The organism is Vogesella sp. AC12, assembly GCF_024437575.1.
Taxonomy (GTDB): domain Bacteria; phylum Pseudomonadota; class Gammaproteobacteria; order Burkholderiales; family Chromobacteriaceae; genus Vogesella; species Vogesella indigofera.
Genome location: NZ_JANFNU010000008.1, coordinates 21,310 through 35,049, shown reverse-complemented (window position 1 = coordinate 35,049; position 13,740 = coordinate 21,310). Strand labels below are relative to the sequence as shown.

The 13,740-nt window shown below is 61.1% G+C and carries 8 protein-coding genes, 5 tRNA genes and 1 CRISPR repeat array (1 of these 14 only partly in view); all 13 genes read left to right on the top strand.

Translation table 11 applies throughout. The features are described 5' to 3' along the window. Positions 1–3 precede the first annotated feature (3 nt). Positions 4–79, top strand: a tRNA-Gly gene (locus NOM55_RS12515). 35 nt (positions 80–114) lie between these two features. After that, positions 115–190 (top strand) — tRNA-Gly (locus NOM55_RS12510). Between the two features lie 29 nt (positions 191–219). Beyond that, a tRNA-Gly gene (locus NOM55_RS12505) sits at positions 220–295 on the top strand. 39 nt (positions 296–334) lie between these two features. Then, positions 335–408, top strand: a tRNA-Cys gene (locus tag NOM55_RS12500). Between the two features lie 136 nt (positions 409–544). After that, positions 545–1,210 carry a HugZ family protein gene (locus tag NOM55_RS12495; RefSeq protein ID WP_255908838.1) on the top strand — a complete coding sequence of 222 codons (666 nt, stop codon included), beginning with the start codon at positions 545–547 and terminating at the stop codon, positions 1,208–1,210. A gap of 966 nt (positions 1,211–2,176) precedes the next feature. After that, positions 2,177–3,565: an amino acid permease gene (locus NOM55_RS12490; RefSeq protein WP_305118917.1), complete on the top strand. Its 1,389-nt coding sequence runs from the start codon at positions 2,177–2,179 to the stop codon at positions 3,563–3,565. A 219-nt stretch (positions 3,566–3,784) separates the two neighbouring features. Beyond that, positions 3,785–3,869: transfer RNA gene (locus tag NOM55_RS12485), tRNA-Leu, on the top strand. 462 nt (positions 3,870–4,331) lie between these two features. Next, on the top strand, positions 4,332–5,306 hold the full coding sequence (gene cas1f / locus NOM55_RS12480; RefSeq protein ID WP_255908836.1) for a type I-F CRISPR-associated endonuclease Cas1f: 975 nt from the start codon (positions 4,332–4,334) through the stop codon (positions 5,304–5,306). Continuing rightward, complete coding sequence (gene cas3f, locus NOM55_RS12475) at positions 5,303–8,644, top strand: type I-F CRISPR-associated helicase Cas3f (RefSeq protein ID WP_255908835.1); 3,342 nt, start codon at positions 5,303–5,305, stop codon at positions 8,642–8,644. Before cas1f ends, cas3f begins: the two co-directional genes overlap by 4 nt. A 581-nt stretch (positions 8,645–9,225) precedes the next feature. After that, on the top strand, positions 9,226–10,638 hold the full coding sequence (csy1, locus tag NOM55_RS12470) for a type I-F CRISPR-associated protein Csy1 (RefSeq protein WP_255908834.1): 1,413 nt from the start codon (positions 9,226–9,228) through the stop codon (positions 10,636–10,638). Beyond that, positions 10,628–11,608 carry a type I-F CRISPR-associated protein Csy2 gene (gene csy2, locus NOM55_RS12465; protein ID WP_255908833.1) on the top strand — a complete coding sequence of 327 codons (981 nt, stop codon included), beginning with the start codon at positions 10,628–10,630 and terminating at the stop codon, positions 11,606–11,608. Before csy1 ends, csy2 begins: the two co-directional genes overlap by 11 nt. Positions 11,609–11,610: 2 nt before the next feature. Further along, a complete protein-coding gene (csy3, locus tag NOM55_RS12460; protein ID WP_255908831.1) occupies positions 11,611–12,645 on the top strand; it encodes a type I-F CRISPR-associated protein Csy3 in 1,035 nt (344 codons plus the stop codon). A 3-nt stretch (positions 12,646–12,648) separates the two neighbouring features. Next, complete coding sequence (cas6f, locus tag NOM55_RS12455; protein WP_255908830.1) at positions 12,649–13,239, top strand: type I-F CRISPR-associated endoribonuclease Cas6/Csy4; 591 nt, start codon at positions 12,649–12,651, stop codon at positions 13,237–13,239. Positions 13,240–13,409: 170 nt separating this feature from the next. Beyond that, a CRISPR array of direct repeats spans positions 13,410–13,740; the repeat unit is 28 nt; unit sequence GTTCACTGCCGGACAGGCAGCTCAGAAA; it runs 3,418 nt beyond the window's last position.

Genomic DNA, 13,740 nt, shown 5'->3' with positions numbered 1-13,740 from the left:
GACGCGGGAATAGCTCAGTTGGTAGAGCGCAACCTTGCCAAGGTTGAGGTCGCGAGTTCGAGCCTCGTTTCCCGCTCCACCCGGTTTTACAGATGTACAGCAGTATCATGCGACGCGGGAATAGCTCAGTTGGTAGAGCGCAACCTTGCCAAGGTTGAGGTCGCGAGTTCGAGCCTCGTTTCCCGCTCCATACAATTTACGGCATCAGGCAGTACCCCTGCGGGAATAGCTCAGTTGGTAGAGCGCAACCTTGCCAAGGTTGAGGTCGCGAGTTCGAGCCTCGTTTCCCGCTCCAGATTCAGATGATTCGCCATGGCGAGCATCACATGCTTACGGCGCGATAGCAAAGCGGTTATGCCCCGGATTGCAAATCCGGTCAGTCCAGTTCGACTCTGGATCGCGCCTCCAGACAAATCCCCAGCAAATCCAGTTTGCTGGGGATTTTGTTTTGTCCGTCTTGCCTGTTGCGATATCCGTCCCGCAGAACTGCCTGCCGGCGTCGATTGCCGTGCCCGGCGATGTTGCCTAAGCTGGGAACATCTCCATGTTGCGGCCAACCTTTGCCATGAACATTCCCGTTACCGATTGTCTGTCCCTGCTGCACCGCTGCAGCTCGCTGGCGCTGGCGACGCAGTCGCAGGCGCTGCCAGGCTACCCGTTTGTCACCGTGTTGCCGTTCGCGCTGGATGCGGCGCACCGGCCGTGGTTGCTGATGAGCGAGCTGGCCGAACACTGCCGCAATGTACGCGCCGATGGCCGCGTCAGCGTGCTGTTGCAACAGGGCGGTGCCGATGTGCTGCAAGGCGAGCGCATGACGCTGGTGGGCGATCTGCAGGCGATGTCGCCGGACGCGGACACCTTGGCGCGGCTGCTGCGCTATTGCCCGGCGTTCGCCGATTACCTGGCGCTGGGCGATTTCCATTTCTTCTGCCTGCAGCCCAAGCGCCTGCGCTTTATCGGCGGCTTCGGCCGCATGGGCTGGGTCGACGCCAGCGACTGGGCCGTGTTGCCGCAACTGGCAGCGGCGCAGGAACAGGCACTGCTGGCGGCGCTGCAGCCGGCGGATGCCACGCTGCAGCTGCTGGGGCTGGATGTCTGCGGGCTGGACGTACTGCGCGACGGCGTGCGGCAGCGACTGGACTTCGCCGCGCCGGCAAATGAGGCGACATTGCTGACGACGGCGCAGGCGCGGCTGGCCGCGGCTGCTTAGGCCGGCCCCCCCTGCAGGCTGTCGTGGCAGGCAAGGCCCTGCGCAAGACCGCCGCGGTGGCGTGTGGCTGCCGCCGTTCGAGTACAGCGTAATGCCGGCGTCTGCTCCGGCCTCGTTTGTTGTCTCGGGCAGGAGATAGCGCACATGCTGCTGTGCCAGCAGCAGACAAGCCCCCTGTGTTCAACGGTGGGCGGCCAGCTGCATGGCCGCGACAGATTGCAAAGCGAGCGCCGCTGACGCCACTCTGAGCGGATCTCCCTTCCTATCCTGCCTGCCCAGCCTGGCAACGGTCGCGCACCGAGCGCCGGCCGCATCTCCACACCCCATCACGGTGCAGATCGGGCTGCGGCCAACCTTGCGTTGGCCCCGCGCGCCAGACTGCGCGCCGTACCTGCCCCCGTGCCCGTCCAAGGGCAAGATCCAGCTCCAGCACCGCAGCTGGCAAGGTTGTTTACCGGCCTTGTCGCGCTCATGCGGCAGCGTGTCGCCGGCCGCGGCGGGGTGGCAATCCAGTCCGAAATGCTGCCGTTTGGCCGACGGCGGAACAGTTTTTGTGGTGAGCTGTGCCAAAAATCGAATGTTTTTGATCGATTGTATGCAAATTTATGTTTGCCGCCATGGTTATGCCAAAAGCGTGCATGGCTGAATTTGTGGCTGCCATTGACCGACTTTGGCAACATTATTTGCCGAAATGAATAATCGGCGGCGTTTTCTGAAGCGGCGGCGCTGGTGCCGGGCAAGCGGCGTAAAGACAGGCGCCGATCGGCGTATTTGCCGGCCCCGGTGCTTGCGGTAACATCCCGCCCCTTGTTTGTCACGGTACTGTGCTCGCCCCCGGCAGCGGGCGACAGCAGCGCTGGCAAACCCTGGACAAATCAGACGATCTGCCGCCAGCCGGATTGCCGCCTTGAATAACGACAGGCAGCCGCTGCGGCCAACATTAGGGACAAGGAATACATGGGCTTGATGCGCAAGAAAAGCGTTCAGGGCATGCTGGCGTTCGCGCAGACCTCACAAGGGTTGCGCAAGGAACTGACGGCGTTTGACCTGACCATGCTGGGGATTGGTGCCATTATCGGTACCGGGATTTTCGTGCTGACCGGCACCGGTGCCACCGTGGCCGGGCCGGGGCTGGTGCTGTCGTTCGTGATCGGCGCGCTGGCCTGCGGTTTTGCCGCGCTGTGCTACGCGGAATTTGCGGCGATGTTGCCGATTTCCGGTTCGACCTATACCTACGCCTACGCCACGCTGGGCGAGCTGGTGGCGTGGATCATCGGCTGGGACCTGATGCTGGAGTACCTGCTGGCGTCGTCGGCGGTGTCGGTGGGCTGGTCCGGCTATTTCCAGAGCCTGCTGGCCGGCTTCGGCATCACCCTGCCAGAGGCGCTGACGGCGGCCGCCGGTGCGGTGCCGGGCAAGGACACGCTGTTCAACCTGCCGGCGTTCTGCATCGCGATGATCATCACCGGCTTGCTGGCGTTCGGGATCAAGGAATCCAAGCGCATCAACAATATCGTGGTGATGATCAAGGTCGCCGTGGTGGTGCTGTTCATCGTCATCGGCATGTGGCACGTGAAGCCGGTGAACTGGTCGCCGGCGCTGCCCTACGGCTTTGACGGCGTGTTTCACGGTGCCGCCATCGTGTTCTTCAGCTTCCTCGGCTTCGATGCGGTGACCTGCGCGGCGGAAGAGGTGAAGGACCCGGCACGCGACATTCCGCGCGGGGTGATCTGGTCGCTGGCGATCTGCTCGCTGCTGTACGTGATCGTGTCCGCGATCATGACCGGCATCGTGCCGTACACGCAGTTTGCTGGCATCGACCATCCGGTGTCGCTGGCGCTGCAGGTGGCGAAGCTGGACTGGTTTGCCGGTTTTGTCGATCTGGGCGCCATCCTCGGCATGATGACGGTGATCCTGGTGATGACCTATGGCCAGACCCGCATCCTGCTGGCGATGTCGCGCGACGGCCTGCTGCCTAAGGTGTTCTCCGATATCAATCCGAAATACGGCACCCCGTACAAGGCGACGTGGATGGTCGGCACGGTGATCGCGCTGATCGCCGGTTTCGTGCCGCTGCACACGCTGGCGGAGCTGGTCAACATCGGCACCCTGGCTGCGTTCTCGCTGATCGCGCTGGCGGTGATCGTGCTGCGCAAGCGCGAGCCGGACCTGCCGCGCAAGTTCTACTGCCCGGCGGTACCGTATGTGCCGGCGCTGGCGATCCTGTTCTGCGTGTTCCTGATGACGCAGCTGTCGGCGCTGACCTGGGTGTTCTTTGTCGGCTGGCTGCTGATCGGCCTCGGCGTGTACTTCGGCTATTCGCGACGCAATTCGCTGCTGCACAAGCCACGCTGATCCGCTGTCAGCGGTGCTAAATGGATGCGGCCAACCTTGGGTTCAAGGTTGGCCGCATTGCTTTGTGCTGGGTGGCGATGCGGGCGGGGCAGGGCGCTGCCATGATTGGTACCGCGGCGCATTGCCCGAGCACCGCCGGAGAAGGAGCGTCATCGCCTCTCCCCCGGTCGCAGATTGCCGCCGGCAGCGCTTATGCGCTAGAATCAGCGCCCTGTCTGTGCCCCTGTGGTGAAATTGGTAGACACAAGGGACTTAAAATCCCTCGGCGCAAGCTGTACCGGTTCGATTCCGGTCGGGGGCACCACATCGACTTCCAAGGAAGTCCAAGACAGAACAGAAACCCGCTAGCTACAAGGCTTTGCGGGTTTTTTGTTGTCCGGTAGCGTGCAGCAACGTCCAGTAACATCCAGCTTTTTTGTGTACCTTTTTCGCGGAACCGGAAAAAGGTACATGCCTGCCTGTCATCAGCACCTTCTCCCTGGCGTTGTTTTCGCCAAGGGCGGGGTTAAGCCGTGTCGTCATTTTCCTGTTCCGTTTGCTTTCACTCGTCGTCTTGATTTCGGTGTGTGCGCTTTCCCGTCTCCGGTGCATGGCAGCCAGTGTCCTTGGCCGGGCGCGGCGCGCCGTTGTCTTCTCCGCTGGGGAGGCCGGCTGATGCTGCCATCTTGCCTGATGGCAAACGGGACCTGCTTTGGGTGGTAATGGCACATTTAATTCTTATTGAATAAATAAATGCATAATGCCTGTGTTGATATTGGGAGCCCTCATGCAAGACATCTCGCCGTCCGACCTCAAAACCATTCTGCACTCCAAGCGTGCCAATCTTTACTATCTCGAGCACTGTCGCGTGCTGGTCAATGGCGGGTGCGTGGAGTACGTCACTGAGCAGGGCAAACAGTCGCTGTACTGGAACATACCCATTGCCAACACCACTACGCTGCTGCTGGGTACCGGCACCTCTGTCACGCAAGCGGCCATGCGCGAGCTGGCCAAGGCCGGTGTGATGGTCGGCTTTTGCGGTGGCGGCGGTACGCCGCTGTTTACGGCGGGCGAGCGCGAAATCGACATTGCCTGGCAATCGCCGCAGTCGGAATACCGCCCCACCGAGTACCTGCAGTGGTGGGTGCAGTTCTGGTTCGACGAGAGCAAAAGGTTGGCCGCAGCCAAGCTGCTGCAACAGGCGCGGCTGAACCGTATCCGCCAGCACTGGCTGGATAGCCGCCAGTTGCGTGAGGCCGGTTTCAGCATCGATGCGGCCAACCTTGACGCCATCCTGCAAGGCAGCAGCACCGCATTGGCGAAGGCGCCCGATCACATGAGCCTGCTCACCGAAGAAGCGCGGCTGTCGAAACAGCTGTTCCGTCTCGCGGCGCAGGCCACGCGCTATGGCGAGTTCACCCGTGCCAAGCGCGGCAGCGGCACCGATCCGGCCAACCGTTTTCTCGATCATGGCAATTACCTGGCCTACGGCCTGGGTGCGACGGCGACCTGGGTGCTGGGTCTGCCGCATGGTCTGACCATCCTGCATGGCAAGACGCGGCGCGGCGGCCTGGTGTTCGATGCAGCGGATCTCGTCAAGGACGCCATCATCCTGCCGCAAGCCTTCATCAGCGCCATGCGCGGCGATGACGAGCAGACCTTCCGCCAGCAATGCATCGGCCAGCTCACGCGCAGCGAGGCGCTGGATTTCATGATCGACCAGCTCAAGGTCATTGCCGAACAGCAGGGGAGGCCGGCGTGAACATCCTGCTGGTTTCTCAGTGCGACAAACGGGCGCTGACCGAGACGCGCCGCATTCTCGACCAGTTTGCTGAGCGGCGCGGCGACCGCGTGTGGCAAACGCCGATCACCCAGGCCGGGCTGGATACCTTGCGCCGCCTGCTGCGCAAGACCGCCCGCAAGAATACTGCCGTCGCCTGCCACTGGCTGCGCGGGCGCGACCACAGCGAGCTGATGTGGATCGTCGGCGATGCCCGCCGCTTCAATGCCGTCGGTGCCGTCCCCACCAACCGCACTGAAAGCGACATCTTGCGTAGCGACGACGAAAACGACTGGCTGCATGGCGAAGACATCCGCCTCATCGCCACGCTGGCCGCGCTGTTTCACGATCTGGGCAAGGCGTGCGAAGCATTCCAGACACGCTTGCGCAGCAAAGGGCCGCTTGGGGCCAACCTTTATCGTCACGAGTGGGTATCGCTACGGCTGGTCCAGGCCTTTATCGGCGATGATGACGACGCGACTTGGCTGGCGCGCCTGCAAGACCCGAAAGAAATGGATGGCAAGCTGTGGGAGAAAAAGCTGAAAGCCGCCCAGCTGCGCGATGGCATGGACGATGCAGCGGCTGACAACAAACCCTTCGCGGACAATAAGCTGCCGCCACTGGCCGCCGCCATCGCCTGGCTCGTCGTTACCCATCACCGCCTGCCGGTGCCTCCTTTGGGGGAAGCCATCACAGCAGAGCTGCTGCAAAAAGGACTGCAACTGGTCGATAGCCAGTGGAACCAAACCTTCACTGCCACCAGCAAGGTCGAAGCCAAGCCGTACTGGACATTCCCGCACGGCCTGCCGGTGGAGGACAAAACCTGGCGCGAACAGGCGGCAAGGTTGGCCGCAGCGCTGGCCAAGCGCCAGCCTGCCGCCTTCGGCCACTGGCTGGAAAACCCGTATGTGATGCACATCTCGCGCCTGCTGTTGATGCTGGCTGACCACCATTTCTCCAGCCAGATCGTTAAGCAGAGCTGGAAAAAGTCGGCAGAAAGCGGCATTGCCTTTGCCAACACCCAAAAAATCGACCCCGAGCGCCACTTCAACCAGACGCTGAACGAACACCTGCTGGGTGTCGCCCGCCACAGCCAGCAAGCCAGCCGCGCCTTGCCCGGCTTCGAGCGCCACCTGCCGTCTCTGGCGCGCCATCGCATCCTGCAACAGCGCAGCCAGAACGAACGCTTTCGCTGGCAGGACAAAGCCTATGAGCTGGCCTGCAGCCTGCGCGAAAATGCCCGTCAGCATGGCGCCTTTATCGTCAATATGGCCTCCACCGGCTGCGGCAAAACGCTGGGCAATGCGCGGGTGATGTACGGTCTGTCCGATCCTGCCATCGGCATGCGCTGCGCCTTTGCGCTGGGTCTGCGCACGCTCACCCTGCAAACCGGCCAGGCCTTCCGCGACAAGCTGAAACTGGACGACGGCGATCTGGCCATTCGCGTGGGCGGTGCTGCCAGCCGCGAGCTGTTCGAGCACTATCAGGCCGAGGCCGAAGAAACCGGCTCGGAATCCCAACAAACCCTGCTGGACGAAACCAGCCACGTGCGCTTTGACGGCAACCCTGACCACCCGTTGCTCTCCCGCCTGACGCAAGACAACGCGGTACAGGCCATGTTGGCCGCGCCGGTGCTGGTCTGCACCATCGACCACCTGACTCCGGCCACGGAGAGCGAGCGCGGCGGGCGGCAGATCGCCCCCATGCTACGGCTGATGAGTTCGGATCTGGTACTGGACGAGCCGGACGACTTCGACATCAATGACCTGCCCGCGCTCACCCGGCTGGTGCACTGGGCCGGGCTGCTGGGTAGCCGCGTACTGCTCTCCTCCGCCACGCTGCCACCGGCGCTGGTGGGTGGCCTGTTTGATGCCTATCTGGCGGGACGAGAACATTACCAGCGCAGTCGCGGCCAACCCGGCCTGCCGCTGAATATCAGCTGCGCCTGGCTGGACGAGCGCGATACCCACGCCACCGATTGCGCCGATAGTGTCGCCTTCGCCCAGGCGCATCAGCAATTTGCCAGCCGTCGCCACGCCTGGCTCGCCAACCAGCCGGTACGCCGCACCGCCGAGTTGTTGCCGCTCACCGGCATCCCGCACGACGAGCGCGACATGTACGACCCGCTGGCCATTCACCTGCGCGACGCCGCACTGCGCCTGCACCGCGACAACGCCGAAACCGACCCCGCCAGCGGCAAGCACATCAGTTTTGGCCTGATCCGGCTGGCCAATATCGGCCCGCTATACCAGCTCGCCCAAGCCCTGTACCGGCAAGTCGCACCGGACGGCGTGCGCATCCACCTGTGCGTTTACCACTCGCAATACCCGCTGCTGCTGCGCTCCGCCATAGAACGGCGGCTGGATGCCGCACTGGACCGCACCACGCCGGAAGCCGTCTTCAAGCTGCCCGACATCCGCCAGCGGCTGGATGCCCATCCCGAGCCGGAGCAAATCTTCATCGTACTCGGCAGCCCCGTCACCGAAGTGGGGCGCGACCACGATTACTCATGGGCCATCGCCGAGCCATCTTCCATGCGCTCGCTGATCCAGCTGGCCGGACGCGTGCGCCGCCATCGGCCACAGGCATGGGGCAAAGTGAATGTGCTGATTCTGGAGAAAAACATGCACAGCCTGACCCAGCCCAGCAAACCTGCCTATCTGCGCCCCGGATTTGAAGACGAACACGACGACAATTTCTGTCTCGCCGAACACAATTTGCATCTGATCTTGCAGCCCGAAGAATACCGCCATCTGGATGCCCGCCCGCGCTTGCTGGCACGAGAAAAACTGAATCAAAAAACCAGTCTGGTGGATCTGGAGCACGCACGTCTGCGCATGAGAATGTCCGGCGACAACGGCCAGCCGCCCATCAAAACCCGCGCCAGTAAAGCGCCGCCACTGCCGCCAATCAATGCCAGCAGTTGCTGGAAACAGCCCGCCGCCATGCTTGGCGCGTTGCTGCTACGCAAGCATCCGTTCCGTTTGGATCTGAGCGAAGACGTGGACCTGCTGTTATTGCCCAACGAAGACGAGGACGACTTTGCCCTGATCAAGCTGGTAGACGGCGAGAGCCGCTTTCAAAAGAAAGAACTGGTAATAGACGGCAGCCTGCATCACCGCATTGCTGATCGCGACCTGCAAAGCCAGGGCATCACCGCATGGGCGGAAACCGATTACCTCACCGCCCTGCAAACCTTGGCTTCAGAGATGGACATGCCGCTAGCGCAGTGTGCTCGCCACTTCGGTACTGTGACGCTGCCCGCCAGCGTTCAAGGCTGGTGGTTTCATCCGGCATTGGGGTTCAGCAAGAAAAAATGAATGCGGCCAACCTTGCAAGGTTGGCCGCGCTGCCTGTCCGGCAGTGAAAAGGTGCGACAGAGCGCATTGTTAATATTTCTGAGCTGCCTGTCCGGCAGTTTTTACAGCAAAGCTGAATCGGTTTTACCAGCTTTAAAAGCTTAGGCTAAAGCGGCTCACTCAAAGAGTGAACGCTGTTGGCGAGGCTTTAGCCACGAGCCGCAAGTCGGCACGACACCATGCGTAGACTTTTGCATGGAAGGCATTTGGCATAAGTCATTGCATGCCAATGGGCTTTCAAATAAACTTCGTTTGCCATTTGCATAATATAGAGCTCATAGCTAATAGGATAAAAATCAACAGCACCCCATGCAAAGTGGCACTGTCATGACAGAACGGCCATTCCGTCATGACAGTACAGCCCACACCAAAGGCTTTGCCGCCTGCACCCTGTATTTTGATTCAGAAGGGAGGATACAAATGTGACTGACCATCACACCGCCTTATCAGCTGCATGACTTCAAGACATTCAAGGCAACAACCACCTCGCCAAAATGTGTGCGGGGTGATTCTACATGATTCAATTTGCCGGAGGACCTTGCATGTCCGATGTCCCCATAACAAAGCAACAGCGTTTACGGACACTCATTGCCGATTTCTTGCACCAACGTCTAAGCGACAAGCTCGACAAACTGGCCGATGACGAGGCCAAGCGCGACGATCTGAAAGCGCAGTACCAGCCAGCCGCCTGGTTGCTTGACGCCGCCCGACGGGTGGGTCAGCTACAAATGGTCACCCACACGCTCAAGGCCATCCATCCGGATGCCAAGGGCAGCAGCCTGTTTGCCCCGGCAAGCAGCTTGTCAAACCGGGATGTCGTGGGCAGCCACTGCCTGCACTCTTCATCCGCCAGCGATGTCGTCGGCAATGCCGCCGCACTGGATGTCTACAAACTCCTCAAGCTGGAACACGACGGCCAAACCTTGCTCAGTCTGCTGCAAGCAGGCGATGCCGATGCCCTGTCCGCCCTGAGCGATGACGCGGAACAAGCACAAACCTTGTGCGATGCCTTTGTCAGCATCACCGAACCCAACGGCGATCCCGGCAGCCATACCCGTGCCAAACAGGTGTACTGGCTGGTCAGCCCCAATGCCGACGACCTGCCCAACCCCTGCGACGACAGTCATTACCACCTGCTGTCCCCGCTGTACGCCAGCGCCTTTTCCCACCACATTTACCAGACCATCCAGCAACACCGCTTTGGCGAGGATGCCAAGGCGGCACGGCAGGCAAAACGTGACGGGGTGGGGTACCCGCATGGTTACAGCGACTACCCGCACTTGGCCGAAGAGAAAAAAGGCGGTACCAAGCCGCAGAATATTTCCCAGTTGAACTCCGAACGCAAAGGCAGCAACTACCTGCTTGCCTCCCTGCCGCCCGTATGGGAAAGCAGCGAGTTGACCCCGCTGTACCACACCGATAGCGCCTTCAATCGCTTTGGCCGTCGCCGTGAAGTGCAGCGCCTGTTGCGTGAACTGCGCACCTGGCTGCAAAAGCACTACAAGGCGCCCAAAGAGGGGGAAGAAGATAACTCCCCGAACAACATCTACATCCGCGATCACCGCAAAAAACTGCAAGACCAGATTTTCGACGAGCTGGTTTTGTATTCCGCCGAGATCATCAACAAGCTGCCAACTGGCTGGACGGCGCATTCCGACTGCAAGCTGCCCATTGAAGAGCAATGCTGGCTGGACCCATGGCGTGCCGCAGGGGATGAAGACTTCAACAAGACATGGCAGTGGCAAGACTGGCCCTTGCAAGTGGCGGAGCGCTTCGCCCGCTGGCTCAACAGCCAACTGGATAAGACACTGCCTGTCAATGATGCGGAATTTCGCTACTGGGCACGCGAGCTGGCCGGTGATCGGGAGTGGCAAATTTTGCATGATGAACAACCGCGCACGCTGACAGCACTTGATCAAGTCCAGGGTCAGAAAGGCGGTAAAGATGCTGACTAACATCACTGGCCTGCTAACCCTGCCTCACCTGCGCGTGCAAAACGCCAATGCCATTTCCAGCCAGCACACTTGGGGCGTGCCCTCCATCACCGCGTTTAGCGGGCTGATGGCGGCATTGGAGCGCAAGCTGGCAGGCGCAATCGATCTGGAATTTTACGGCGTGGGCGTGATCTGCCACGGCTATCAGGCGCAAACCAACGGCGACTACGTGCAGCGTTTCAATCTGACACGCAACCCGATAGACAAAGATGGCAGCACGGCCGCCATTGTCGAAGAAGGTCGCATTCACCTCGACATCACCCTTGTGTTTGGCGTAGCGGGGGATGTGCTGACAGAAAACGAAGCAAAACGCGACGAGATTGCGGCCAACATTGCCAACATCGTCGCCACCTTGCGTATCGCCGGCGGCAGCGTGATACCGCAAGCAAACCAGCCAGCCCGCCGTATCAAGCCGACATTGCAAGCACTGGAGGAGGGCGAAAAACGGGCTAAGCAATTCCGCCAGCTTCGCCGCCAGTGGCTGCCGGGTTTTGCCCTGCTAGCGCGTGACGATTTGCTGCACAGCCATCACGCCAAGCTGGTCGGGCACAACCCTGATGCCACCTTGCTGGACGGCTGGCTGGACAAATCACGACTCAATCACTCCCCCGTCACCGACGACAAGGGCGATACCGTCTGGCAACACTCGCGCCAGCAGGGCGAGGGCTGGATTGTGCCGATTCCGGTGGGTTACGGCGCGCTGTCCGGGCTGCACCCGGCAGGCAGCGTGGCCAATGCCCGCGACGACAGCACGCCATTCCGCTTTGTGGAAAGCGTGTATTCGCTGGGTGAATGGCGCAGCCCGCACCGCCTGCACGATGTATTGGATCTGTTGTGGTACCCCGACTTTGACGAAGCCAGCGGCGTGTATCGCTGCCGCAATCACTACACCGCCCCGCAAGATACGGCATCTGACCTTATTGGAGAATGAACATGACGACCAACCTGAAAACCGCCACCGTCCTCGCCTTTGAACGCAAGCTGGATCCGTCCGATGCGCTGTTTTTTGCCGGGAATTGGGCAGAGCAGGCCAATAGCCAGAACTGGCCTGCCGTCACCATCCAGGAAAAATCCGTACGGGGTACCATCTCCAACCGCCTGAAAACCAAAGACCAGGATCCGGCCAAACTGGACGCGGCGATTGAGAACCCCAACCTGCAAACCGTCGACGTTGCCGCGCTGCCGCACGACGCCGACACCCTGAAAGTGCGCTTCACCCTGCGCGTGCTGCGCGGCACCGGCGCGCCGTCCGCTTGTAATAGCAGCGACTACCGCCAAAGGCTGCTGGACACCGTAACCAGCTACACCAGTGCCAACGGCTTTACCGAGCTGGCCCGCCGCTACGCCCACAATCTGGCTAATGGCCGCTTTTTGTGGCGCAACCGTGTGGGCGCGGAACAAGTCAACGTCCACATCGCCCGCCTGAGCGACGGTAAAGAAGCCGAAAGCTGGACGTTCGACGCACTGGCGCTGTCGCTGCGCGACTTTGCCGCAGGTAGTGCCGAAAGCCAGTTGGCCGGTTTGACCCGCGCCATCACCAGCGGCCTGGCCGGTGAAGAGCACGTACTGTTGCAGATCACCGCCTTTGTGCGTGTCGGTGCCGGGCAGGAAGTCTTCCCGAGTCAGGAGCTGATTCTCGATCGTGGTCGTGGCGACAAGAGCAAAACGCTGTATGCCGTACAACAAGGCAAGCTGGCCATCGCTGCCATCCACTCGCAAAAAATCGGTAACGCCATCCGCACCATCGACAACTGGTATCCGGAAGCCGACAGCAACGGCCCTATCGCCATCGAGCCCTACGGCTCCGTCACCACTCAGGGCCGTGCCTATCGCCAGCCCAAGCAGAAAACCGACTTCTACACCCTGCTGGACAACTGGGTGCTGAACGACAAAGTGCCCGATCTGGCGCAACAGCACTTCGTCATCGCCACCCTGATTCGCGGCGGCGTCTTCGGTGAGGCGGGCTAAGTCATGGACCACTATCTGGACATCCGCATCCTGCCGGACCCGGAGTTTTCCCCGCCCTTGTTGCTGAACGCCCTGTTCTCCACGCTGCACCGCGCGCTGGTGACAACCCAGCGTAGCGACATCGGCGCAAGCTTCCCCGGCTACAATCCGGCTCCAAAAGGAGACGGCGATAACACCTTGCGGCCAACCTTGGGCCACACGCTGCGCCTGCACGGCAGCGCCGCTGCGCTGGACAGCTTCATGGCTCGCAATTGGCTGGCCGGTATGCGCGACCACGTCACCGTGGGCCACATCCAGCCGGTACCGGTGGGCGCTGGCCACATCCGCGTGCAGCGCAAACAGATCAAAAGCAACCCGGCCAGAGAGCGTGCGCGGCTGATGCGGCGCAAAGGCGTGAGCGAGATCGAAGCGCTGCGGCTGATCCCGGACGACAAGGCCAAACGGCTCGACCTGCCATACCTGACCCTCAGCAGCCAGAGCACCGGCCAGCAGCAGTTTCGCCTTTTCATTACCCAGACCGCAGTCGCTGCTGGCGAACAAGGCGAATTCAACACCTACGGCCTGAGCCAGGTGGCCACCGTACCCGCGTTTTGAAGCACAAAGGGTTGTGGCCAGGCTGACAACGTTGGTCGCAACCCTTTTTTCTGGCGCGCAATTTGGCTCTTTGAAAATCAGTTACTTATGGCGGCGCTTCAGTAAAGGGCTTTTGCCGGTAAAATCGCTGCGTACCTTGCTGGTCAAGGCCTGCAGCCGGAAGGCGTCTAGTTCACTGCCGGACAGGCAGCTCAGAAAGTTCCCGACACCCGCCAGAAAACGCCCAACATGTTCACTGCCGGACAGGCAGCTCAGAAATCCAACTGGGGCGACTTCGTGCGCCTCTGCGGGTTCACTGCCGGACAGGCAGCTCAGAAATTCTCAGCCGCCCCGGCGTTCACTGATTGATGGTTCACTGCCGGACAGGCAGCTCAGAAAATTCCAGCGCCAGAAAACAAAGCCCCGCCAGTGTTCACTGCCGGACAGGCAGCTCAGAAAGATCACCGACCAGATTGGCGCTGGCGCCACTGGTTCACTGCCGGACAGGCAGCTCAGAAAGTA